General features: G+C 66.1%; 18 protein-coding genes. 15 read left to right on the top strand and 3 right to left on the bottom strand.

What is annotated here, in order from left to right:
• Positions 1-19: 19 nt before the first annotated feature.
• Positions 20-529, bottom strand: coding sequence for a hypothetical protein (locus tag E5554_RS17030; RefSeq protein ID WP_247594292.1), 510 nt, complete (start codon positions 527-529; stop codon positions 20-22).
• A 242-nt stretch (positions 530-771) separates the two neighbouring features.
• On the opposite strand from E5554_RS17030, the gene E5554_RS17025 reads away from it, so the two are divergent.
• Entirely contained in the window at positions 772-2,316 is a 1,545-nt protein-coding gene (locus E5554_RS17025; protein WP_038292613.1) for an arylsulfatase, read from the top strand.
• Positions 2,317-2,414: 98 nt separating this feature from the next.
• Here the strand turns inward: E5554_RS17025 and E5554_RS17020 are convergent, their stop codons facing one another.
• On the bottom strand, positions 2,415-5,180 hold the full coding sequence (locus E5554_RS17020) for a bifunctional aconitate hydratase 2/2-methylisocitrate dehydratase (protein ID WP_136187516.1): 2,766 nt from the start codon (positions 5,178-5,180) through the stop codon (positions 2,415-2,417).
• A 440-nt stretch (positions 5,181-5,620) separates the two neighbouring features.
• Here E5554_RS17020 and E5554_RS17015 point away from each other — a divergent pair, with 440 nt between their 5' ends.
• Complete coding sequence (locus E5554_RS17015; protein ID WP_136187515.1) at positions 5,621-7,750, top strand: TonB-dependent receptor; 2,130 nt, start codon at positions 5,621-5,623, stop codon at positions 7,748-7,750.
• Positions 7,751-7,891: 141 nt separating this feature from the next.
• Here E5554_RS17015 and E5554_RS17010 read toward each other — a convergent pair whose 3' ends face one another.
• Positions 7,892-8,551 (bottom strand): 2OG-Fe(II) oxygenase, encoded by a 660-nt coding sequence (locus E5554_RS17010; protein WP_136187514.1) that lies wholly within the window; start codon positions 8,549-8,551, stop codon positions 7,892-7,894.
• Between the two features lie 184 nt (positions 8,552-8,735).
• Between E5554_RS17010 and E5554_RS17005 the strand changes: the two genes are divergently transcribed.
• The 13 genes from E5554_RS17005 to E5554_RS16945 all read left to right on the top strand — a co-directional run bounded on the left by E5554_RS17005 (position 8,736) and on the right by E5554_RS16945 (position 20,800).
• On the top strand, positions 8,736-9,596 hold the full coding sequence (locus E5554_RS17005) for a type II secretion system protein N (protein ID WP_136187513.1): 861 nt from the start codon (positions 8,736-8,738) through the stop codon (positions 9,594-9,596).
• Positions 9,593-11,839, top strand: coding sequence for a type II secretion system secretin GspD (gspD, locus tag E5554_RS17000; protein ID WP_010336567.1), 2,247 nt, complete (start codon positions 9,593-9,595; stop codon positions 11,837-11,839). Before E5554_RS17005 ends, gspD begins: the two co-directional genes overlap by 4 nt.
• A 23-nt stretch (positions 11,840-11,862) precedes the next feature.
• Positions 11,863-13,377: a type II secretion system ATPase GspE gene (gspE, locus tag E5554_RS16995; protein ID WP_010336568.1), complete on the top strand. Its 1,515-nt coding sequence runs from the start codon at positions 11,863-11,865 to the stop codon at positions 13,375-13,377.
• On the top strand, positions 13,370-14,587 hold the full coding sequence (gspF, locus tag E5554_RS16990) for a type II secretion system inner membrane protein GspF (RefSeq protein WP_136187512.1): 1,218 nt from the start codon (positions 13,370-13,372) through the stop codon (positions 14,585-14,587). The genes gspE and gspF overlap by 8 nt, the downstream gene beginning before the upstream one ends.
• 11 nt (positions 14,588-14,598) lie before the next feature.
• The gene (gspG, locus tag E5554_RS16985; protein WP_281729003.1) at positions 14,599-15,105 is read left to right on the top strand and encodes a type II secretion system major pseudopilin GspG; all 507 of its coding nucleotides are present in this window, start codon (positions 14,599-14,601) and stop codon (positions 15,103-15,105) included.
• Between the two features lie 121 nt (positions 15,106-15,226).
• Entirely contained in the window at positions 15,227-15,634 is a 408-nt protein-coding gene (locus E5554_RS16980; protein WP_136188396.1) for a GspH/FimT family pseudopilin, read from the top strand.
• 64 nt (positions 15,635-15,698) lie between these two features.
• Positions 15,699-16,061, top strand: coding sequence for a type II secretion system minor pseudopilin GspI (gspI, locus tag E5554_RS16975; protein WP_136187511.1), 363 nt, complete (start codon positions 15,699-15,701; stop codon positions 16,059-16,061).
• On the top strand, positions 16,061-16,756 hold the full coding sequence (gspJ, locus tag E5554_RS16970) for a type II secretion system minor pseudopilin GspJ (RefSeq protein ID WP_136187510.1): 696 nt from the start codon (positions 16,061-16,063) through the stop codon (positions 16,754-16,756). The genes gspI and gspJ overlap by 1 nt, the downstream gene beginning before the upstream one ends.
• Positions 16,743-17,738: a type II secretion system minor pseudopilin GspK gene (gene gspK / locus E5554_RS16965; protein ID WP_136187509.1), complete on the top strand. Its 996-nt coding sequence runs from the start codon at positions 16,743-16,745 to the stop codon at positions 17,736-17,738. Before gspJ ends, gspK begins: the two co-directional genes overlap by 14 nt.
• Complete coding sequence (gene gspL, locus E5554_RS16960) at positions 17,735-18,853, top strand: type II secretion system protein GspL (RefSeq protein ID WP_136187508.1); 1,119 nt, start codon at positions 17,735-17,737, stop codon at positions 18,851-18,853. The genes gspK and gspL overlap by 4 nt, the downstream gene beginning before the upstream one ends.
• Entirely contained in the window at positions 18,850-19,338 is a 489-nt protein-coding gene (locus tag E5554_RS16955; RefSeq protein WP_026109066.1) for a type II secretion system protein M, read from the top strand. The genes gspL and E5554_RS16955 overlap by 4 nt, the downstream gene beginning before the upstream one ends.
• Positions 19,335-20,057, top strand: coding sequence for a type II secretion system protein N (gspN, locus tag E5554_RS16950; RefSeq protein WP_136187507.1), 723 nt, complete (start codon positions 19,335-19,337; stop codon positions 20,055-20,057). The genes E5554_RS16955 and gspN overlap by 4 nt, the downstream gene beginning before the upstream one ends.
• Complete coding sequence (locus E5554_RS16945) at positions 20,054-20,800, top strand: A24 family peptidase (protein ID WP_136187506.1); 747 nt, start codon at positions 20,054-20,056, stop codon at positions 20,798-20,800. Before gspN ends, E5554_RS16945 begins: the two co-directional genes overlap by 4 nt.
• Positions 20,801-20,971: the final 171 nt, after the last annotated feature.

Here is a 20,971-nt window from a genome sequence, read left to right as displayed (position 1 = left end):
GGGGATCGGCGGTGCGGGCTCATTTCTCGATCAGCAGCTTCACGATCCGGCGCTTGCCGAAGCGCAGCGGGTCGGCGAACCAGGTTACCTCCACTTTCTGCCCCTCGCGCAGATAGGGCGGGCCGCCGGCAAAGCCGCAGAAGGTCGCCACCGGACAGCGGCTGCCCTCGTGCCAGGAAAAACTCTCCCCGCCGATGTCGAAGCCATGGGTTATATTGGCCTGATGCTTCTGGAAGGAGAGGGGGTCGGTATTCCGGCTGCGCGTGCGGATGTCCCATAATTTGCTGATCCGCCCCTTGGTCACGCTCATCTGGTCCATGTCCATGGCGCCGACCCGCAACTGGTCGAACAGCGGCAGGCCGCCGAACCACAGACCGGCCAGCAGGATCGCGGCCGGCATATGGCGCGGCATCCGTCGCCCGGATCGCTTCCACCAGCGGGCGCCCAGGAACAAGAGGGCAAAGAAGATCAGATAGAGGATCGCGGCCCAGTCGAACGGCGCCATGCTCCTGTCATAGGCTGTAATCACGCGAGCCCCCCCCCCAGCGCATTTCTTCCATCATGCCATGACGGGTGCGAAAGGAAAGAGGCTGGCGGTGCGCGTGGCCGGACGGGGGCATGGACGCGCGTTCGGGGAGGGGCTGGACGCGGGCAAGCATGTTGTCCGTGCATCATCGCGGACGCTTCACAGGGTTTTCCCCGATAGCCGGCTGGTCAGGCAGGATGCAGACAAAGGCGACCCAATTCCTGTTCATGCGAAGGGAAAGCACCATGGCCGACAAGAAACCCAATATCCTCGTCATCTGGGGCGACGATATCGGGATATCGAACCTCAGTTGCTACACCGACGGGGTGATGGGCTATCGCACGCCCAATATCGACCGGATCGCCAGGGAGGGGATGAAGTTCACCGACAGCTATGGCGAGCAGAGCTGCACCGCCGGCCGTTCTTCCTTCATCACCGGACAGAGCGTGCTGCGCACCGGCCTGTCCAAGGTCGGCATTCCCGGCGCGCCGGTGGGCATGAGCGACAAGATCATCACCATCGCCGCGCTGCTGAAGGAACAGGGCTATGCCACCGGCCAGTTCGGCAAGAACCATCTGGGCGACCTCAACCATATGCTGCCGACCAATCACGGCTTCGACGAATTTTTCGGCAATCTCTATCACCTGAACGCCGAAGAAGAGCCGGAGATGGAAAATTATCCGCTCAACGAACCGGACATGCCGCATTTCAAGGAACGCTTCGGCCCGCGCGGGGTGATCCATTCCTTCGCCACCGATGTCGACGACGCCACCGAAATGCCGCGCTGGGGCAAGGTCGGCAAGCAGAAGATCGAGGATACCGGCCCGCTGACGGCCAAGCGCATGGAAACCTGCGACGATGAATTCGTCGAACGCGCGTCAAAGTTCATCAAGCAGGCGGAGGCCGATGGAAAGCCGTGGTTCGTATGGGTGAACACCACGCATATGCACATGTTCACGCACCCCAAGCCGGGCAGCAAGGGCCAGGCCGGCCGCTGGCAGTCCGACTATCACGACACCATGATCGACCATGACAAGAATGTCGGCCAGCTGCTCGACCTGCTGGACGAACTGGGCATCGCCGAGGACACGCTGGTCCAATATTCGACCGACAATGGCCCGCATCGCAACAGCTGGCCCGATTGCGGCACCACGCCGTTCCGCAGCGAAAAGAACACCAATTGGGAAGGCGCCTTCCGCATTCCGATGATGGTGCGCTGGCCGGGCAAGGTGCCGGCCGGATCGGTCTCCAACGGCATCGTCCAGCATCATGACTGGCTGCCGACCTTCCTGGAAATGGCGGGCGAGCCCGACATCGTCGAGAAGGTGAAGAAGGGCTACAAGGCGATCGGCCGGACCTACAAGAACCATATCGACGGCGTCAGCCTGGTCGGCCACATCACCGGCAAGGAAGAGAAGAGCCCGCGCAACGCCTTCTTCTACATCAGCGACGATGGCGACATCCTGGCCATGCGCTACGACAATTGGAAATGCGTGTTCCTGGAACAGCGCTGCGCCGGCACGATGAAGGTCTGGGGCGAGCCGTTCACCCGGCTGCGCATTCCCAAGCTCTTCAACCTGCGGATCGATCCCTATGAGTTCGCCGACATCACATCCAACACCTATTATGACTGGGTGTTGAAGAACACCTTCCTGCTCTATGGCGCGCAGGCGGGGGCGGCCCAATTTGCCGACACCTTCAAGGAATTCCCGCCGATCCAGAAGCCCAACACCTTCACCATCGACGACGCCATCAACGCGATGGGCGATGCGGCGGGCGGCGCGAGCTGAACCATGAAAAAAGCGGCGCGGGATACTGTCCCGCGCCGCTTCTGATCATCGCTGTCCTGATGCCGCCGCCCGATCCTGCGATCGGGCGGCGGTCTTGATCAGGCCGCCTTGGGCGGGGCGAACTTGGTGAGGTCGATGCCGACCACGGCCTTCTTATATTCGTCCATATTGGGCGTACGGCCCAGGATCGTCGAGAGCACGACCAGCGGAGTCGAGGCGAGGAGGGATTCGCCCTTCTTCTCGGCCGTGTCTTCCACCACGCGGCCCTGGAACAGGCGGGTCGAGGTGGCGAGGACGGTGTCGCCCTTCGCGGCCTTTTCCTGGTTGCCCATGCACAGGTTGCAGCCCGGACGCTCCAGATAGAGGGTATTCTCATATTCGGTGCGGGCGGCGTTCTTGGGGTGGCTGTCGTCGAACTCGAAGCCGGCATACTTCTTGAGCACGTCCCAGTCGCCTTCGGCCTTCAGCTCGTCGACGATGTTGTAGGTCGGCGGGGCGACGACCAGCGGCGCCTTGAATTCGACCTTGCCTTCGGCAGCTTCGATGTTCTTGAGCATCTGGGCCAGGATCTTCATGTCGCCCTTGTGCACCATGCAGGATCCGATGAAGCCCAGATCCACCTTCTTGGTGCCGCCATAATAGGAAACCGGGCGGATGGTGTCATGGGTGTAGCGCTTCGACACGTCGGCATTGTTGACGTCCGGGTCGGCGATCATCGGTTCGTCGATCTGATCGAGGTCGACGACGACTTCGGCATAATATTTGGCGTTGGCGTCGGGCGACAAAGCGGGCTTCTCGCCCGAGCGGATCTCGGCGATGCGCTTGTCGGCCAGAGCGATCAGGCCACGGAGCGTGCCGGCGGCATTTTCCATGCCCTTGTCGATCATGATCTGGATGCGCGACTTGGCGATTTCCAGCGATTCGATCAGCGTTTCGTCCTGCGAGATGCAGATCGACGCCTTCGCCTTCATTTCGGCGGTCCAGTCGGTGAAGGTGAAGGCCTGGTCGGCCAGCAGCGTGCCGATATGGACTTCGATGATGCGGCCCTGGAACACATTCTCGCCAGCGAACTGGTGGAGCATCTGCGCCTGGGTGGCGTGGACGACGTCGCGGAAGTCCATATAGGGCGCCATCTGGCCCTTGAAGGTGACCTTGACCGACTGCGGGATCGGCATGGTGGCTTCACCGGTGGCCAGCGCCAGCGCAACCGTGCCCGAGTCCGCGCCGAAGGCCACGCCCTTCGACATGCGGGTGTGGCTGTCGCCGCCGATGATGATCGCCCAGTCGTCCACGGTGATGTCGTTCAGCACCTTGTGGATGACGTCGGTCATCGCATGATAGACGCCCTTGGGGTCGCGCGCGGTGATCAGGCCGAAATTGTTCATGAAGCTCATGAGCTTGGGAATGTTGGCCTGGGCCTTCTTGTCCCACACCGACGCGGTGTGGCAGCCCGACTGATAGGCGCCATCGACCAGCGGCGAGATGACGGTGGCGGCCATCGCCTCCAGTTCCTGCGCGGTCATTAGGCCGGTGGTGTCCTGCGACCCGACGATGTTGACCTTCACGCGCACGTCCGAACCGGCATGCAGCACCTTGCCCGGCGTCACGCCCACGGCGTTGCGGTTGAAGATCTTCTCTACGGCGGTCAGGCCCTGGTCGTCGACCGTGATTTCCTTGTTCGGCGCGAACACCTTGGGCGCTTCGATGCCCAGCGTTTCGGCAGCGAAGGTCTGCAGCTTCTTGCCGAAGACGATGGCGTAGCTGCTGCCCGCCTTCATGAACTCCATCTTCTGGGGGGTGAAGGCGGCGGCGACGTCGACCAGTTCCTTGCCGGCCTCGTCGGTCAGCTTCTTGTTCTTGACGTCGATCTTCAGCACCGTGCCGGTCGCGACCGAGAAGGCCTCTTCCAGCACCGGATTACCGTCATTGTTGATGATCGCCTTGCCCTCGCCATCGGTCTTCTTGACCCAGTTCTTGAGGTTGAGGCCGATGCCGCCGGTCACGTCCACGGTGGTCGCGAAGATCGGCGAGATGCCGTTGGTGCCGGCGACGACCGGCGCATAGTTGACGAAGGGGACATAGGGGCTCTGCTGCTTGCCGGCCCACAGCGCCACATTGTTGACGCCCGACATGCGCGACGAGCCGACGCCCATCGTGCCCTTTTCGGCGATCAGCATCACGCGCGCATCGGGATGCTGGGCCTTCAAGGCAACGATTTCCTGCTGCGCTTCGGGCGAGATCATGCACAGGCCGTGCAGTTCGCGGTCCGAACGCGAGTGGGCCTGGTTGCCCGGCGAGAGAAGGTCGGTCGATATATCGCCTTCGCCGGCGATGAAGGTCACGACCTTGATCTCGTCCTCGACCTCGGGAAGCTTGGTGAAGAATTCGGCCTTGGCATAGCTTTCCAGCACGTCCTTGGCGACGGCATTGCCGGCCGCGAAGGCATCGCGCAGGCGGAACATGTCGGCGTCGTAGAGGAAGACCTGGGTTTTCAGGACGTCACCGGCCTGGGCGGCCAGCGCGGCGTCATCGCCGAGCGCGATGTCGAGCAGCACGGCGATCGAGGGGCCGCCCTTCATATGACTGAGCAGTTCCAGTGCGAAGGCCGGGGTGATTTCCGCGACGGTGACGTCGCCCAGCACGATCTTCTTGAGGAAGTCGGCCTTCACGCCCGCAGCGCTGGTGGTGCCGGGCAGGGTGTTGTAGATGAAGAATTTGAGCGCTTCGGCGCGATGTTCGCTGCCGGCATCCTGGATCAGGGTGATGAGTTCGGCGACGAGGGCGCCATCGTCGATCGGCTTGGGTGCGAGCCCCTGGACTTTCCTGCTGTCGATTTCGGCCAGATAATCCAGGTAGATGCTCATTATAAATCCAATGCCATAAAGTGTATGAATCCGGGCGTGGCACCACCGGACGGCTTTATGGACCGACCTGGGGCGGTGACGGGTCGCGCGTAGGCCAAGATCGCCCGGCTTGCAAGCTGCCCGATAGGCCCAGATGCACCGATCCGGATCGCCCCGGCGCTCGCTGCGCGGGGAGCGGCGGCGATCCGTAGCGGCGGACGAGTGTCGAAGCGGATATTGGGTGCCACCATGATGTCTGCAACCCTTCTTATGTTGCCCAGGCGGCTCCAACATGTCCCGCAAAGAAGAGGCCTGCGCTCCGCCGGTGTCGCGATTGTGAGAAATTGTTGCGCAGGCGGCTGGGCATATCATCATTGATTGACCGCTACCTTCTTCCTCCACATCAGCCCGTGAAATTCTAATGCGACTAAGTCGCACTATTATTTCAATGGGGGTCTGAAATGCCATTTCCTGCAATCTTGTCGACGCGTGCCCATCTGCTGGGGGGCGCTGCCCTGATCGGTGCGCTCGCACTGCCCGTCGCCGCCCAGGCGCAGGCGCCCGATGCCGATGCCGATGCGCAGTCGAGTGCGATCGTCGTCACCGCGGCCGGCTATGAACAGAATATCATCGAGGCGCCGGCCAGCATCACCGTGCTGGGCCGCGAGGAATTGCAGGAAAAGCGGTTCGGCAGCCTGGCCGAAGCACTGCAGGACGTGCAGGGCGTCGATGTTGGCGGCGAAGCGGGCAAGACCGGCGGCCTCAACATCTCGATCCGCGGCATGCCCAGCGACTATACGCTGGTGCTGATCGACGGCCGACGCCAGAATGCGCCCGGCGGCGTCACGCCCAACGGCTTTGGCGAAACCTCCACCAGCTTCCTGCCGCCCTTCTCCGCGATCGACCGGATCGAGGTGGTGCGTGGCCCGATGTCCACGCTCTATGGCTCGGACGCGATGGGCGGCGTGGTCAACATCATCACGCGCAAGGTCGGCGATCGCTGGGTCGGCACCGCCACCGCCGAAAGCACGATCCAGGGCGATGACCGCTTCGGCAATATCCAGTCGGTCAACGGCTTTGCCCAGGGGCCGATCATCAAGGGGCTGGCCGGCCTGACCCTGCGCGGCAGTGTCTTCCACCGCGCCGGCTCCGATATCGAGATCCCCGGCGATCCGGCGCTGACCTTGGGCCGCAATCCGGTGGAATCGGACATCTATAATTATGGCGGCCGTCTGACGCTGACGCCCCATGCCGATCATGACCTGTGGTTCGAATATGATCGCAACGAACAAAGCTATGACAATAGCCGGGGCCAGCTCGGCACGCTGGGATCGGGCGGCTACGCCCCCGAACAGCGGTTCAACCGCAGCAATTATGTGATCGCGCATAGCTGGCGCATGGGGTTCGGCCAGCTCGACACCACCCTGACCCGCAACGAGACCGAGACGATCGGCCGCCTGATCCCCAATGGCACGCCGGGCGCGGTGCCGGGCGGCCCCCGCACGCTGGAGGCGCGCAACGACATCATCGATTCCCGCTTTGCCGGCAAGGCGGGCGCGCTGGCCTTCACCGTCGGCGGCCAATATTGGAAGGCGCGGATGGTCGAGGGCGTCGCCCCCGAGCCGTTCAAGTTCACCCAGTGGGCGGGCTTTGCCGAAGCGACGCTGACCGTCGTCGACGGCTTCAACATCACTGGTGGCGCCCGCTACGACAATCACTCGACCTTCGGCGACAAATGGTCGCCGCGCGCCTATGCGGTGTGGAACATCAATGATGTGCTGACCCTGAAGGGCGGCGTCAGCCGCGGTTTCAAGACGCCGCGCGTCGAACAGATTGCCGAAGGCATCATCGGCTTTGGCGGGCAGGGGCGCATCCCGCTGCTTGGCACGCCGGGGCTGAAGCCGGAAACCAGCACCAGCTATGAAGCGGGCCTCTATTATGATGGCGACGGCTTCTTCAGCGGCAATGTCACCCTGTTCAACAATGACTTCACCGACAAGATCGCCAGCGGTCCGGGCATCCCCAATTGCCAGTTTTCAGGCAATCCCAATCGCCCCGGCTGTCTGGATGTCGGCCCGTTCCCGACCGTCGACCTGTTCAGCCAGTCGATCAACATCGACAAGGCCCGCACCCGCGGCGTCGAGGTGGCAACCCGTTTCGCGCTGACCTCCGCCCTGTCGCTGACGGCCAACTATACCTATACCGAGACTGAGCAGCTCAGCGGATCGGAAGAGGGGCTGCCGCTGATCGGCATGCCCAAGCATATGCTGAACGGCAATCTGCGCTGGAAGCTGGGCGACAAGGCCAGCGTCTGGGCACGGGCGGAAGTGCGGTCGAGCCGCTATCGCGGCGCCAATGCGCAGCAGACGTCCGTGGGCGACTTCCGCAGCTATGAAGTCTTCCACCTGGGTGGTTCCTACCAGGTCGCACCCGCCTTCCGCCTGTCGGCGACGCTCTATAATATCCTCGACACCGACTATGCGGTCTATGTGCCCTATCAGACTGCGGCCAATGTGACCGCCTGGACCCCGGCCTATTCGATCAACCAGGAAGGGCGCCGCCTCTGGCTCTCGGCCACGGTCGACTTCTGACGGGAGCAGGGCCCCGCCCTGCGCGCCAGGCGCGGGGCGGTGTCATAGTTGCCTTGCAGGGCGGACGTTGCGAACGCACACCCCGCTGGCGGAAAATCACCCAGCGCGGCTGAAATATGTGCGCCGCCTGGGGCATCGCCTTCAGCCCCAGGGGCGTTCGCGATACCATTTGGTGATGACATGCTTGACGCCGCTGCGGACCTTCATGCCGTGGTGGATGCTGGCGGGGTTGAAGCGATCCGGGGTGATGCGGTTGTTCCAGGCGAGCAGCTTGCCGGTTTCGGGTTGCACCGTCTTGCCGATCTTCGTGAAGCGGGTGGCGCCACCGGCGGCCGGTTCGTTGAGATAGACCATCAAGGTCCAGGTGCGGTTACCCGCGACCGCGCAGAATCTGTCATAGTCCGCGCCCTTGGGTTCGAAATAATCGGTGTGCGCCTTGAATTCCTGGCCGATGCCGTAGCGCTGGCCCTGGATCGGTTCGCCATATTGGGTGGCGATGCCGGCGAAGCTGTCGAGCCGGGCGTTGATGGCGGCGACGAACGGGTCGCCATGGTCGAGGTCGCAGGTCTCGCTGGTGCGGAAATAGCCGTCACCATTGGCGTCGGCGATGGTCGAGGGGCGACGGTCCGCATCGATCCGCGCGATAACCTGCGCGCATTCCTCAAGGCTCAGGAAATCACGCTGGATGAAGAGGGTGAGATCCTTGCTGGGCACCCGCTGGACTCGTGCATGGCTGGCGATCCAGGCCGGATCGGCGTCGGGTGCGGCGGGCGGTGACAGGATCGGGTCGGACAAGGTCATGGTCATTTCCGCGAATGACGGCGCTACAGGCCGGTTTCCGTGGCCCTAGCTATCGTTGACCCTGCGAAATGCAAGCATCGTCGCGGCCCCATTGCTACCTGTCATATTATGGTAACATAAACGTCATCTGGCAGTAAGAAGAGTTGCCTAGCAGGCGGGCGAACCAAGGGGGACATTCCGGCTCATGCGTGTGCCGTTCGGCGACAAGTTGCAAGGGTGGCGGCGCTATGCGCGGCCGGTCGACTGGCTGGGGCTGGTCGAGAAGCTGTTGCTGGCCGTGCTGGCATTGCAGCTGGCCCGGCTGGTATGGGTATTGCTGACGCCGGTCGGCGCCTTCGGCCCCTGGGAAGGGCGGCAGGCGCAGGTGCTTTCGGCCAGTGCGCGGCAGGCGCTGTTCGCCAGTTTCGATCCCTTTTTCCGCACCGGCGCGCCGCAGGCGGGCAATGGCGTCGTCACCTCGCTGGCGCTGACGCTCTATGGCGTGCGGCTGAACGAGGGGACGGGGCAGGGATCGGCGATCCTGGCGACGCCCGATGGCATCCAGAACAGCTATGCCGTGGGCGACGAGATCATGCCCGGCGTGGTGCTGAAGGCGGTATTGTTCGACCATGTGACCATCGATCGCGGTGGGGCGGAGGAGCAGGTGTTCCTCGACCAGTCCCAGCCGGCGTCGGCGGCCGGCGGACCGGCTGGTGGGCCGGGCGGCGCGCCCGAGGGGGATATGGCGCCGGGCGAGGGCGCGCCCTCGCCGGTGCCGGGCCGCGATGCGCCGAGCGCCGATGCGGTGAAGCGCGACATCGGCTTTTCCCCGCGCACCCAGAATGGCCGGGTGACCGGGCTGGTGCTGAGCCCCAAGGGGCCGGGCTTTCAAAATGCCGGTTTCCAGGCCGGCGACATCGTGACCCAGATCAACGGCCAGCCGATCGGATCGGCCGGTGACCTGGCATCATTGCAGAACCAGATCGTGCCCGGCGCACGCCTGTCCCTGACCGTGGAGCGCGGCGCCGTCACCGTGCCGATCAACCTGATATTGCAAGGCCAATGACTAGACATATCCTCAAATATTCCGCCGCCCTCGCGCTGGTCCTGGCTGCCCCGGTCCCCGGCCATGCGCAGCAGACGCTGAATGTGCGCGATGCCGATATCCGCGCCTTCATCCAGGATGCCGCGCGCGTCACCGGCCGCACCTTCATCATCGACAACCGGGTGCAGGGAAAGGTGTCGGTCGTGACCGACCGGCCGCTGTCCAAGTCGGAATATTTCGAGATCGTGCTGTCGACGCTGCGCGCCAATGGCCTGGTCGCGGTGCCGGCGCCCGGTGGCGCCTATCGCATCCAGCCGGCGGACGGCGCGGCCGGCCAGCCGAGCGCGGTGGGCCGGGCGGCGACCCGCAACAGCTTCGTCACCGAAGTCTTCCGCCTGCGGTCGGTCGACGCGGCAAGCGTGCTGGAAACGCTGCGCCCGCTGATCAGCAAGGAAGGCACGGTCACCGCCAATCGCGCCGGCAACAGCATCGTCGTCGCCGACTATGCCGACAATGTCGCGCGCATCCGCCAGGTGATTGCGCGGGTCGATCGCGACACCAGCTCGACCCAGATGGTAATGCTGAAAAATGCCGGCGCGCGCGAGATCGCGACATCGCTGCAGGCGCTGGTGCAGAGTGGCGGCGGCGAGAATGGCGCGCCGGCGGCCGCCAGCGTGGTGCCGATCGACAGCAGCAATGCGATCGCCATTCGCGGCGATGTGAACACCGTCACGCGCCTCGCCAATATGGCGCGCGAGCTGGACCGGCAGGCGGCGAGCGGCACGGAAATCCGCGTCTACTGGCTGGAACATGCCGATGCGGAGAAGCTGTTGCCGGTGTTGCAGCAGTTGATCGGCCAGTCGAGCAGCTCGCCCGTCACCTCCTCGGTCCCGGCGGCCGGTGCCAGCGGCGGCGCTGGCGGCGGCGCGGCTCCGGCCAGCGCAGCGGCGGCACCGGTCGCGGCGGCCTCCAGCGGATCGAGCGGCAGCGGCATTTCGACCCGCGGCCCGGCGATCGTTACCCGCTATGAAGGCGCCAATGCGATCATCGTTGCCGCCAACAGCGACGTGCAGCGCATGCTGGGCGAGACCATCCGCCAGATCGATACCCGCCGCGAGCAGGTGCTGGTGGAGGCGATCATCGTCGAGATCAGCGATGCGGCGGCCAAGAAGCTGGGCGTGCAGTTCCTGCTGGGCAGCACATCGACCGGCTTTGCCGCGACCAATTACAGCAATGCGTCGCCCAGCCTGATCACCATTGCCGGTGCCTATGGCGCGACCAAGCTGGGCACCACCAAGACGACGGTGGTGGCGGCCGACGGGACGACCACGACGACCGAGACGCAGACCAACAGCGATCTGGCCAGCAGCCTGACCCAGGCGGCGGTCGACAGCCTGGCCAGCGCGACCGGCATCGTCGGCGGCCTGGGCACGCAGATCGGCAAGAACGGCATTTTCGGCGCGATCATCAATGCAGTGAAGTCGGATACCGAGAGCAACCTGCTGTCGACGCCGTCGGTGATGACGCTGGACAATCAGAAGGCGTCGATCCTGGTCGGCCAGCAGGTGCCGGTGACCACCGGCGAGGCGCTGAGCCAGAATTTCGACAACCAGTTCCGCACCGTCCAGCGCCAGGATGTCGGCATCAAGCTGGAGGTGAAGCCGCAGATCAACACCGGCGGCGCGATCAAGCTGTTCCTGAAGCAGGAAGTGTCGAGCGTGGCGGGGCCAGTCAGCAATTCGAGCAGCGACCTGATCATCAACAAGCGCGAGATCGAGACCACGGTCACGGTCGATGACGGCGAAATCCTGGCGCTGGGCGGCCTGCTGGACGATAATGAGCGCAAGACGATCGAGCGCATCCCGCTGCTGTCCGACATTCCGGGCATTGGCGAGCTGTTCAAGTCGCGCAGCAAGAGCCGGACCAAGACCAACCTCATGGTCTTCATCCGCCCGACCATCCTGCGCACCAAGGAAGATGCGCAGCGCCTGACCCAGCAGCGCTATGGCTATGTGCGCGGCATGCAGTTGCAGCGCAGCCCCGACAGCGAGCCGACCATCGACGAGCTGGTGCGCGACTATATGGGCGCGCAGCCGCCGATCGCGCCACAGCCCGGCGACATGCTGGTCGAGCCGCAGGCCGGTGCCGCCGCGCCGGCGACATCGCCGGCACCGGGACAGGTCCAGGTCATCGAACCCACGGTGCGGCAGTCGAGCGGCGTCGTCCGCCCGGTCGATCTGCCGCCAAGCGGAGAGCAGAAGTGAGCGAACAGGAGCATGTGACGGTAATGCCGTCAGTTCTTCCGCCACGACCGGTCGACATCCCCTATGGCTTTGCCCGCAAGCATGGCGTGGTGATGTTGCCGCAGGATGGCGAACGACTGTCGATCGCGGTGCGCGAGGGCAGCGATCCACGCGTGCTGTTGGAGGTGCGCCGTCATCTCGCCCGCAGCTTCGACGTGCGCTTTGTCGAGGCGCCGCAGTTCGACCGGCATCTGTCCGATCATTATGCGATGGAGGGCAGCGCCGCCGCCATGGCCGGGTCGATCGACGTCGGCGCGGATGAGCTGGACATATTGGCCGCCGACATTCCGACCGCCGACGATCTGCTCGACAGCGCAGACGACGCGCCGGCGATCCGCCTGATCAATGGCATCATTGCCGAGGCCGCACGCCAGGGCGTGTCGGACATTCATATCGAACCCTATGAGACGGGGCTGATCGTGCGGATGCGCGTGGATGGCGTACTGCGCGAGACGCTGCGCATGCCGCCGCATGTCGCGCCGGTGGTGGTCAGCCGCATCAAGGTGATGGCGCGGCTCGACATTGCCGAACGGCGCGTGCCGCAGGATGGCCGCATCGGCCTGACCCTGGGCGGCAAGCTGCTCGACGTGCGCGTATCGACCCTGCCGAGCCGGGCGGGCGAACGGGTGGTGCTGCGTATCCTGGACAAGGAAAATGCCGGCATCACGCTCGACCTGCTCGGCATGACCGGGGCACCCGACCGCATCTTCCGCGAGGGGCTGAGCGAGCCCAACGGCATCATCCTGGTCACCGGCCCGACCGGTTCGGGCAAGACGACGACGCTCTATGCCGGCCTGCGCAACCTGAACGATGGCAGCCGCAACATTCTGACGGTCGAAGACCCGGTCGAATATGCGATGGAGGGCGTCGGCCAGACCCAGGTCAATGCCAAGGTCGGCCTGACCTTCGCCGCCGGGCTGCGCGCGATCCTGCGCCAGGACCCCGATGTCGTCATGGTCGGCGAAATCCGCGACCGCGAGACGGCCGAGATTGCGGTGCAGGCGTCGCTGACCGGCCATCTCGTGCTGTCGACCGTCCATACCAATGACGCGGTCGGCGCGATCACCCGTATGCGCGACATGCGCGTCGAACCCTTCCTGCTTGCCTCCACGCTGCGCGCCGTCGTCGCCCAGCGTCTGGTGCGGCGGCTGTGCCAGCATTGCCGCGAGCCGGTACAGGCCGACAAGTCGGCGAGCGCCCTGCTGGGCTTTGACCCCGGCACGATCATCTACCGGGCGCGTGGCTGCGACGAATGCAACGGCACCGGTTACAAGGGCCGGATCGGCGTGTTCGAGGCGATCCGCGTCGACGACACGATCCGCCGCCTGATCAACGATGGCGGCGACGAATCGCTGATCGCCCGCCATGCCTTCCTCAATGCGCCGAACCTGGGATCGGCCGCGCGTGCGCTGGTGCGCGACGGCCAGACCACGGCCGAGGAAGCGATCCGCGTGTCGCGCCGCGACGCGACCGAGGTGGAAACCATTGCCGATGGCTGATTTCGACTATGTCGCGATCGACCCGGCGGGCAAGGAGCGCAAGGGCAGCGTCAAGGCGGACAGCCTGGACGAGGCGCGGGTCAAGCTGGATGCGCGCAAGCTGTTCGTCGTCCGGCTGGAGCCGGGCGCGGTGTCGGTCGCGCGCAAGCGGGCCGGCCTGTCGCTGCGCGCGCCCAAGCTGTCGGCCAAGGACCTGACGCTCTTTACCCGGCAATTGTCGACCCTGATCCAGGTGAGCCCGCTGGAGGAATCGCTGCGCACGATCAGCCGGCAGAGCGAGCAGGATCATGTCCGCGCGATCGTGGGCAAGGTCCATTCGGGTGTGCTGGAGGGACGGCGGCTGGCCGATGCGCTGGGCGCGGAGCCGAAAAGCTTTCCCGCCCTCTATCGCGCGATGGTGTCGGCCGGCGAAAGCTCGGGCAGTCTGCCCACCATCATGGAGCGGCTGTCCGAACTGATGGAGCGGCAGGCGGTGATGCGCTCCAAGGTGCTGACCGCGATCGCCTATCCTTCGGTGCTGGCGACCTTCGCCGTGTTCGTGGTCGCGGCGTTGATGATCTTCGTCGTGCCCAAGGTGGTCGAGCAGTTCGACACGGTGGGCCAGCAATTGCCGCTGCTCACGCGGATGGTGATGGGCATTTCCGCCTTTCTGGCGGGCTATTGGTGGTTGTTGCTGATCCTGATCGGGCTTGGCGCCTTCGGCTTCTGGCGCGCGCTCAAGATCGACAGTTTCCGTTATCGCTTCGATGCGATGCTGCTGGGGCTGCCGGTGCTGGGCCGGTTGATCCGCGACCTGCACGCCGCGCGGATGGCGCGCACGCTCTCGACGATGGTGGCGAGCCGGCTGCCGCTGATGGAGGGGCTGTCGCTGACCGCCAACACGGTGCATAATCGGGTGCTGCGCAAGGCGTCGGACGAGATTGTCGAGGCGATCCGGGGCGGTGGCAGCCTGTCGGCGGCGTTGAAGCGGGCAGGGGTGTTTCCCCCGCTGCTGGTCTATCTGGCGGCGAGCGGCGAGAGTGCTGGGCGGCTCGACACGATGCTGGAGCGCGCGGCCGATTATCTGGAGCGCGAGTTCGACGCCTTCACCTCGGCCGCGCTCGCCATGCTGGAGCCGATCATCATCATATTGATGGGCGGCATCGTCGCCGTCATCATCCTGTCCATCCTGCTGCCGATCCTGCAGCTGCAAAGCCTGACCGGGGCTTGAAGGAGTAGAATATGCGAAAGATCCTCTCCCACTCTCATGCGCGTTACGACAAGCAAGTGGGGCGTTCCGCCGAACACGGCTTCACGTCTTCGAGGCGTTCCGCCGAACACGGCTTCACGCTGGTCGAGCTGATGGTCGTGATCGTCATCATCGGCCTGCTGGCGACGATCGTGGCGATCAACGTGATCCCCGCGACCGATACCGCCCGTGTCGAAAAGGCCAAAGCCGACATTTCGACCATCGAACAGGCGCTGGAGCAATATCGCCTCGACAACCTGACCTATCCCGCCGCGTCGGACGGGCTGCAGGCGCTGCTCAATCCGCCCGCGTCGCTGGCACAGCCGCAGCGCTACCGCCGGGGCGGCTATATCAAGAAGCTGCCGCAGGATCCGTGGGGCCGCGCCTATATCTACACCGTGCCGGGCAAGAAGGGCGCGTTCGACATCAGCTCGCTGGGCGCCGATGGCCAGCCGGGCGGCGAGAATGAGAATGCGGACATCTATTCCAGCGAAATGTGATGCCGCACGCGGCGTGGGGCGAGGTGCCTCGCTCCGCTCGGCAGGGGGCTTCGACAGGCTCAGCCCGAACGGTGGTGGGGCATCGGTCCCGCCACGCAACGGCTTCACCCTCATAGAACTGATGGTCGTGCTGACGATCATCGGCTTCATTTCGGCTGCCGTGGTGATCGCCATTCCCGATCCGCGCGGCCGGATCGTTGACGATGCCGACCGCTTTGCCGCGCGCGTTGCCGCCGCGCGCGACGAAGCGGTCGTTACCGCGCGCCCGATGGGCGTGTGGGTCTCCGCCTCGGGCTATGGGTTTCAGCGCCGTGAGGGCGGCCAATGGGTGCCGATGGACGAAAAACCCTTCGTCAGCGCCAACTGGAAGACCGGCACGCGGGCGCTGGTTGGCCAGGACGGCCGCCAGCAGATCGCCTTCGACGGCACCGGCCTGCCCACCGATCCGCTGACCATCACCCTGGCGCGCGAGGCGGAGCGGGTGCAGGTGAGCGTCGACATGGCCGGAAAGGTCGTGGTCGGTGGCTGATCGGCGCAATGAAAAGGGCGTCGCGCCTTTGTCGCGTTCCGCCGAACACGGCTTCACGTCTTCTATGCGTTCCGCCCAACAGGGCTTCACGCTGCTTGAAATGCTGGTCGCGCTGGCGGTGTTCAGCCTGGCGGCTTTGGCGCTGGTGCGGTTGCAGGGGGTGACGCTGCGCACCGCCGCGGACCTCGACAGCAAGGCGCTGGGCCAGATCGTCGCCCGCAACCTGATGGTCGAGGTGCAGAGCGATGTCGCCCCGCCCTCGGTGGGCGAGGAGGATGGCGAGGTCGAGAATGGCGGCCGCCGCTGGCACTGGACCCGCACCGTCAAGGCGACCGAGGACAAGCGCCTGTTGCAGGTCGATCTGGTGGTCGATGGCCAGCCGGGCGCATCGCCGGTGGTGCTCAGCTTCCTGCGGGAGGTGGAGTGATGAGGCCGGAGAAGCCGGAAGGCGGACGGGGTGAACAAGGCTTCACGTCTTTGAGGCGTTCCGCCGAACAGGGCTTCACGCTGATTGAGCTGCTCGTCGCGCTGATGATCTTTGCGATGCTGGCGGCGGCGGGCGTGCTGCTGCTCGGCAACAGCGTGTCGGCGCAGGCGCAGGTCAAGGCGCGTCTGGACGACATGGCGGCGATCCAGCGGGCCGCGGGGGCGTTGTCGGCCGATCTTGGTCAGGCGGTGCCGCGCATCAGCCGCACCGAGGCGGGGACGCTGGCCCCGGCCTTCTGGGCGCATCGCGATGGCGAGGAACAGCCGGTGATGCAGTTCGTGCGCGGCGGATGGGATAATCTGGGCGACCTGCCCCGGCCATCGTTGCAGAAGGTGGAATATTGGGTGCGGCAGGGCCGGCTGGAACGGCGCGGCTATGCCCAGATCGACGGGGCGGCGGGCGACGAGCCGGCGGCGCTGCTCGACCATGTCGAGGAGGTGACGCTGCGCTTCCGCGACGTAGAGGGCAAGTGGCGCGAGGACTGGACGCCGGGCCAGCCCGACCTGATGCCGCGCGCGGTGGAGATGGTGGTCAAGCGCACTGGCGAGCCACCGGTCATGTTGCGTTTCCTGGTGGCGCCCGGTCCCAAGGAAGCCCCGCTTGACGATCAGGAGGCGGCCAATGCGGCGGCCTGATCCCAACCGTCCTGAGGAGCGCGGCGCCGCGCTGCTGACCGTCTTGCTGCTGGTCGCGGTGATGGCGGTGGTGGCGGCCACGGCGCTGGAGCGGGTGGCGCTGGCGACGCGGATGACGGGCAATGGCGGCGCGGTCGATCAGGGGCGGGCCTTCGCCGATGCCGGCATGGTGATCGTGCGCCTCAAGATCGGCGATCTGGTCGCGGCCAGCCCCGGCAAGACGACCTTGGCGGGCAACTGGATGGGGACGCCGCAGGCGATCCCGGTGCCCGGCGGCATGGCGACGGCGCGGGTGACCGACGGCAGCAACTGCTTCAACCTCAACAGCGTGGTCGCCGGCAATAATGAGAACAGCCTGAAGGTGCGGCCGGTGGCGGTTTCGCAGTTTCAGGCGCTGTTGCAGGCGCTGGGCGTCGATGTGCGCCAGGCGCAGGTCGCCGCCGCCTCGCTCGCCGACTGGATCGATACCGACAGCGTGCCCCAGCCGGGCGGCGCCGAGGACGAGACCTATGCCCGCGCGGCGCGGCCCTATCGCACCGCCAACCGCTTCATGGTCGACGCCAGCGAGCTGCGGGCGGTGAACGGCATCACACCGGCGGTCTATGATCTGGTCCGGCCCTGGGTCTGCGCGCTGCCGGTGTCGGACATGTCGCCGATAAATATCAACACCTTGCTGCCCGATCAGGCGCCGCTGTTCGCGATGCTGCTGCCGGGGCAGCTGAGCGTGGCGCAGGCACGGCAATTGCTGGCGCAACGGCCGGCGGAAGGCTACGGCAGCATACCGCAATTCTGGCAGGCACCCTCTCTGGTCGGGCTCAGTCCGCTCACCGAGGTGGCCGAGCAGGTCAAGTTGACGACGGGATTTTTCAGAGTGGACGTGTCGGTGAATGTAGGGGGAACGCAAGTGGTGGAGCGCGGGCTGATCGATGCCCGGCAACCGCCGATCCGGCTGGTGCGGCGCGATTGGGGGACGGGCGCATGAGTTCGGCCGATGCCTTGATCATTGCCCTGCCCGAGGGGGCGGAGGACGCGCCGACATGGATGCGGGTGGTGGATGGTGCGATCGTCCAGACCGGCGCCGGTGCCAACTGGCTGGCCGGCTGTGGCCTTGCCACGCTGCCCGACAAGGCGCGGGTGATGCTGGTGCCGCCGGCCGCGCTGGTGGCGCTGCACTGGGTGTCGCATCCCGACCTGCCAGCGCGGCAGGGGCGGGCGGCGGCGCGGCTGGGCGCGCTGGCCGGCGCCATCCTGCCGTCCGACCAGCTGTTTGCCGCCGCGGACGAGAATGACGATCCCGCCCGCCCGCACATCGTGGCGGTCGCGGCGCGCAGTGACATGCAGCATTGGCTGCTCTGGGCGCAGCATCATGGGCTGGACCCCGACATCATCGTGCCGGCGGCGCTGCTGCTGCCGGAAAATGAAGTTGGTTTCGTATCGGGAATGATTGGCGGGGCGCTGGTGTTGCGCGGCGCGGACATGGCGCTGACCGGCGACATGGCGCTGCCCGAACTGATTGGCGACGCGCCGGTGCGGGAGGTTGGGGCGGACGAGATCGAAGCGCGGCTCGTTGCCGCACTCGATGCGCCGCCGATCGACCTGCGCCAGGGCGATTTCGCCAAGCGGGTGCGGCGCCAGATCGACACGCGGGCGCTGGGCCGGGTCGCGATCTGGTGCGGCCTGATCCTGCTGGCCAGCCTGCTCATCAGCCTTGTGACCCTGGTGCGGCAGAATGTCGCCGCCAGCCAGGTCGATGGCGAAAGCCTGGTGCTGGCGCGGCAGGTGCTGCCCGAGGCGAACGACGTGATGCAGGTCGAGGCGGAGATGGACCGGCAACTCGCCGCGCGCGGAGCCGGCGCCTATGCCTTCACCGCGCCGGTCGCCGGCCTGATGAGCGCGATGCAGGATGCGCCGGGCGTGTCGCTGACGGCGCTGTCGCGCGATCCCGACGGCATGGTGCGCGCGACCCTGGCCGCCGCCAAGGCGGATGACATCAACATCGTGCTGCTGGCGTTGCAGGCGGCCGGTTACACGATCACGGCGACCCCGTCCCAGGATCCGGGCGGGCGCACGCTGGCAGATATTACGGTGCGGTCATGATGGACAGGATGAAAGCCTATTGGATCGAGCGGTCGCCGCGCGAGCAATGGATGCTGGGCGTGATGTTCGCGCTGCTGGCGGTGGTGATATTGTGGCTGGGCGTGGCCCGGCCGCTGACCCATGCGCAGGTTTCCGCCCGCGATGCTTTGCGCGAAGCGACCGATCGCAACGCGGCGATCCGCGCCAAGGTGAAGCTGCTCAAGCATCTGCCGCGGGCGCCGATGCCGAGTGGCCCGGCTATCCCGATCGAGCAGTTTGTCGGCCAAAGCGCGGGCGAGGCCGGGCTGACGCTGGAACGGGCGCAGCCGCAGGGCAATGACCGGATGGAGATCGCCATCGCCTCGGTCCGTCCGGTGGCGATGATGAGCTGGATCGCGGGGCTGGAGGCGCAGGGGCTTCGGGTCGAGACGATGAGCGCGCGGCCCTCGCCGACGGCGGGCAGCGTGTCGGTGCAGGCGGTGCTGGTGCGCGGAGGTGGCCAATGAAGGGGCTGATCCTGTCGCGCCGGATGCGCATCATCCTGATCGCACTGTTCGTCTTGGGCCTCATCCTCTTCATTCCGATGCGCGTGGCGCTGGGGCTGGCGCAGCTCGACCGGCTGGGCCTGGCCGCGCGCGAGATACGCGGCAGCGTGTGGAGCGGGCGGATCGACCAACTGATGCTGGGTGAAATGCCGATGGGGTCGGTGCGCGCCGGCCTGTCGCCGCTATCGCTGCTGGTCGGCCGGGCGCGGTTCGACATCGCCCGCCATCGCGGCCAGCCCGACGACATCCAGGGGGCGCTGACCGTCGGGCTCGACCGGATCGGCATCGATGACGTGACCGGCTCGGTGCCGCTGGGCCGCACATTCGCGCCGCTGCCGGTCAGCGGGCTGGTGATGGAGGATGTCAGCGGCTATTATCGCGGCGATGTCTGCGGCCATGCCGAAGGTCGGGTGCGGGCGCGGATGGCGACGCAGATTGCCGGGCTGAACCTGTCGCAGGGGCTGTCGGGCACGGTCGCCTGCGATGGTGACGCATTGCTGCTGCCGCTCGTCAGCCAGTCGGGGATGGAAAAGATCAACCTGCGCATCTGGCGGTCGGGCCGCTATACCGCCGAAATGCGGGTGGAAACCGCTGACCCGGCGCTGGCCGGGACACTGGGCCAGACGGGCTTCGCCACGGTCGGCAACGCCTATGTGCTGAAGGTCGAAGGGACGTTGTGATCCATCCCTGGGCGGCCCTGGTCGGCGCGGTCGCGGGTGCGATCGCGGGCAGCTTCCTTGCCACCCTGATCCTGCGCTGGCCGCAGGGGCGGGGCGTGATGCGCGGCCGGTCGGCCTGCGACGGCTGTGGCCGGCTACTGGGGCCGATCGATCTGGTGCCGATGCTGAGCGCGCTGGTGCAGCGCGGCCGATGCCGGACCTGCGGCGCGGCGATCGATCCGCTCCATGGTCGGGTGGAGGCGGGCTGCGCCATCATCGGCGCGCTGGCGCTGGGTTTCGTGCCGGATCTGGGCGGGATCGGCTGGGCGCTGCTCGGCTGGCTGCTGCTGACCCTGGCGCTACTGGACTGGCGCCATTTCTGGCTGCCCGATGCGCTGACCCTGCCCCTGGCCTTCTTCGGCTTCACGCTGGGGCTGTGGACCACCGATGTTGCGTTGATCGATCGGGTGATCGGCGCGGCGGCGGGCTATCTGGGGCTGCTGGCGATCGCGCTCGGCTATCGCGCGCTGCGCGGGCGCGAGGGGCTGGGGCTGGGCGACGCCAAGCTGCTCGGCGCGATCGGCGCCTGGCTGGGCTGGCAGGCGCTGCCCTTCATCCTGCTGATCGCCGCCTCGCTGGGTCTGGCGGGGGCGCTGGTCGCGCTGGCGCTGGGCCAGGCCGTACAGGGGCAGAGCCGGGTGCCATTGGGGACTTTGCTGGCGATCGCGACGCTGCCAGGCTGGATCGTGCGAGGGCTGATCTAGCGGGGCCGTGAGGGCAAATTTGGGTGGGCAGGAAGCGACCAGAAGTGGACATTCCTCCCCGGAACGGGGAGGTGGCAGCGCGAAGCGCTGACGGAGGGGCAGGTGCCTCTTGGCGCTGCGCTATCTGGCCTGTGCCCCTCCACCACTCGCTACGCGAGCGGTCCCCCTCCC

Source organism: Sphingobium sp. PAMC28499, from assembly GCF_004795815.1.
GTDB lineage: Bacteria > Pseudomonadota > Alphaproteobacteria > Sphingomonadales > Sphingomonadaceae > Sphingobium > Sphingobium yanoikuyae.
This window is presented reverse-complemented; position numbering and strand designations above follow the sequence as displayed.

Coding starts and splice junctions, on each gene's coding strand:
- E5554_RS17015 (WP_136187515.1), top strand. CDS start 5,621: ATGCCATTTCCTGCAATCTTGTCGACGCGTGCCCATCTGCTGGGGGGC.
- gspF (WP_136187512.1), top strand. CDS start 13,370: ATGGCTGATTTCGACTATGTCGCGATCGACCCGGCGGGCAAGGAGCGC.
- gspE (WP_010336568.1), top strand. CDS start 11,863: ATGCCGTCAGTTCTTCCGCCACGACCGGTCGACATCCCCTATGGCTTT.
- E5554_RS17020 (WP_136187516.1), bottom strand. CDS start 5,180: ATGAGCATCTACCTGGATTATCTGGCCGAAATCGACAGCAGGAAAGTC.
- E5554_RS17010 (WP_136187514.1), bottom strand. CDS start 8,551: ATGACCTTGTCCGACCCGATCCTGTCACCGCCCGCCGCACCCGACGCC.
- E5554_RS17025 (WP_038292613.1), top strand. CDS start 772: ATGGCCGACAAGAAACCCAATATCCTCGTCATCTGGGGCGACGATATC.
- E5554_RS16980 (WP_136188396.1), top strand. CDS start 15,227: ATGGTCGTGCTGACGATCATCGGCTTCATTTCGGCTGCCGTGGTGATC.
- gspN (WP_136187507.1), top strand. CDS start 19,335: ATGAAGGGGCTGATCCTGTCGCGCCGGATGCGCATCATCCTGATCGCA.
- E5554_RS17005 (WP_136187513.1), top strand. CDS start 8,736: ATGCGTGTGCCGTTCGGCGACAAGTTGCAAGGGTGGCGGCGCTATGCG.
- gspL (WP_136187508.1), top strand. CDS start 17,735: ATGAGTTCGGCCGATGCCTTGATCATTGCCCTGCCCGAGGGGGCGGAG.
- E5554_RS16955 (WP_026109066.1), top strand. CDS start 18,850: ATGATGGACAGGATGAAAGCCTATTGGATCGAGCGGTCGCCGCGCGAG.
- gspJ (WP_136187510.1), top strand. CDS start 16,061: ATGAGGCCGGAGAAGCCGGAAGGCGGACGGGGTGAACAAGGCTTCACG.
- gspK (WP_136187509.1), top strand. CDS start 16,743: ATGCGGCGGCCTGATCCCAACCGTCCTGAGGAGCGCGGCGCCGCGCTG.
- gspG (WP_281729003.1), top strand. CDS start 14,599: ATGCGAAAGATCCTCTCCCACTCTCATGCGCGTTACGACAAGCAAGTG.
- gspI (WP_136187511.1), top strand. CDS start 15,699: ATGCGTTCCGCCCAACAGGGCTTCACGCTGCTTGAAATGCTGGTCGCG.
- gspD (WP_010336567.1), top strand. CDS start 9,593: ATGACTAGACATATCCTCAAATATTCCGCCGCCCTCGCGCTGGTCCTG.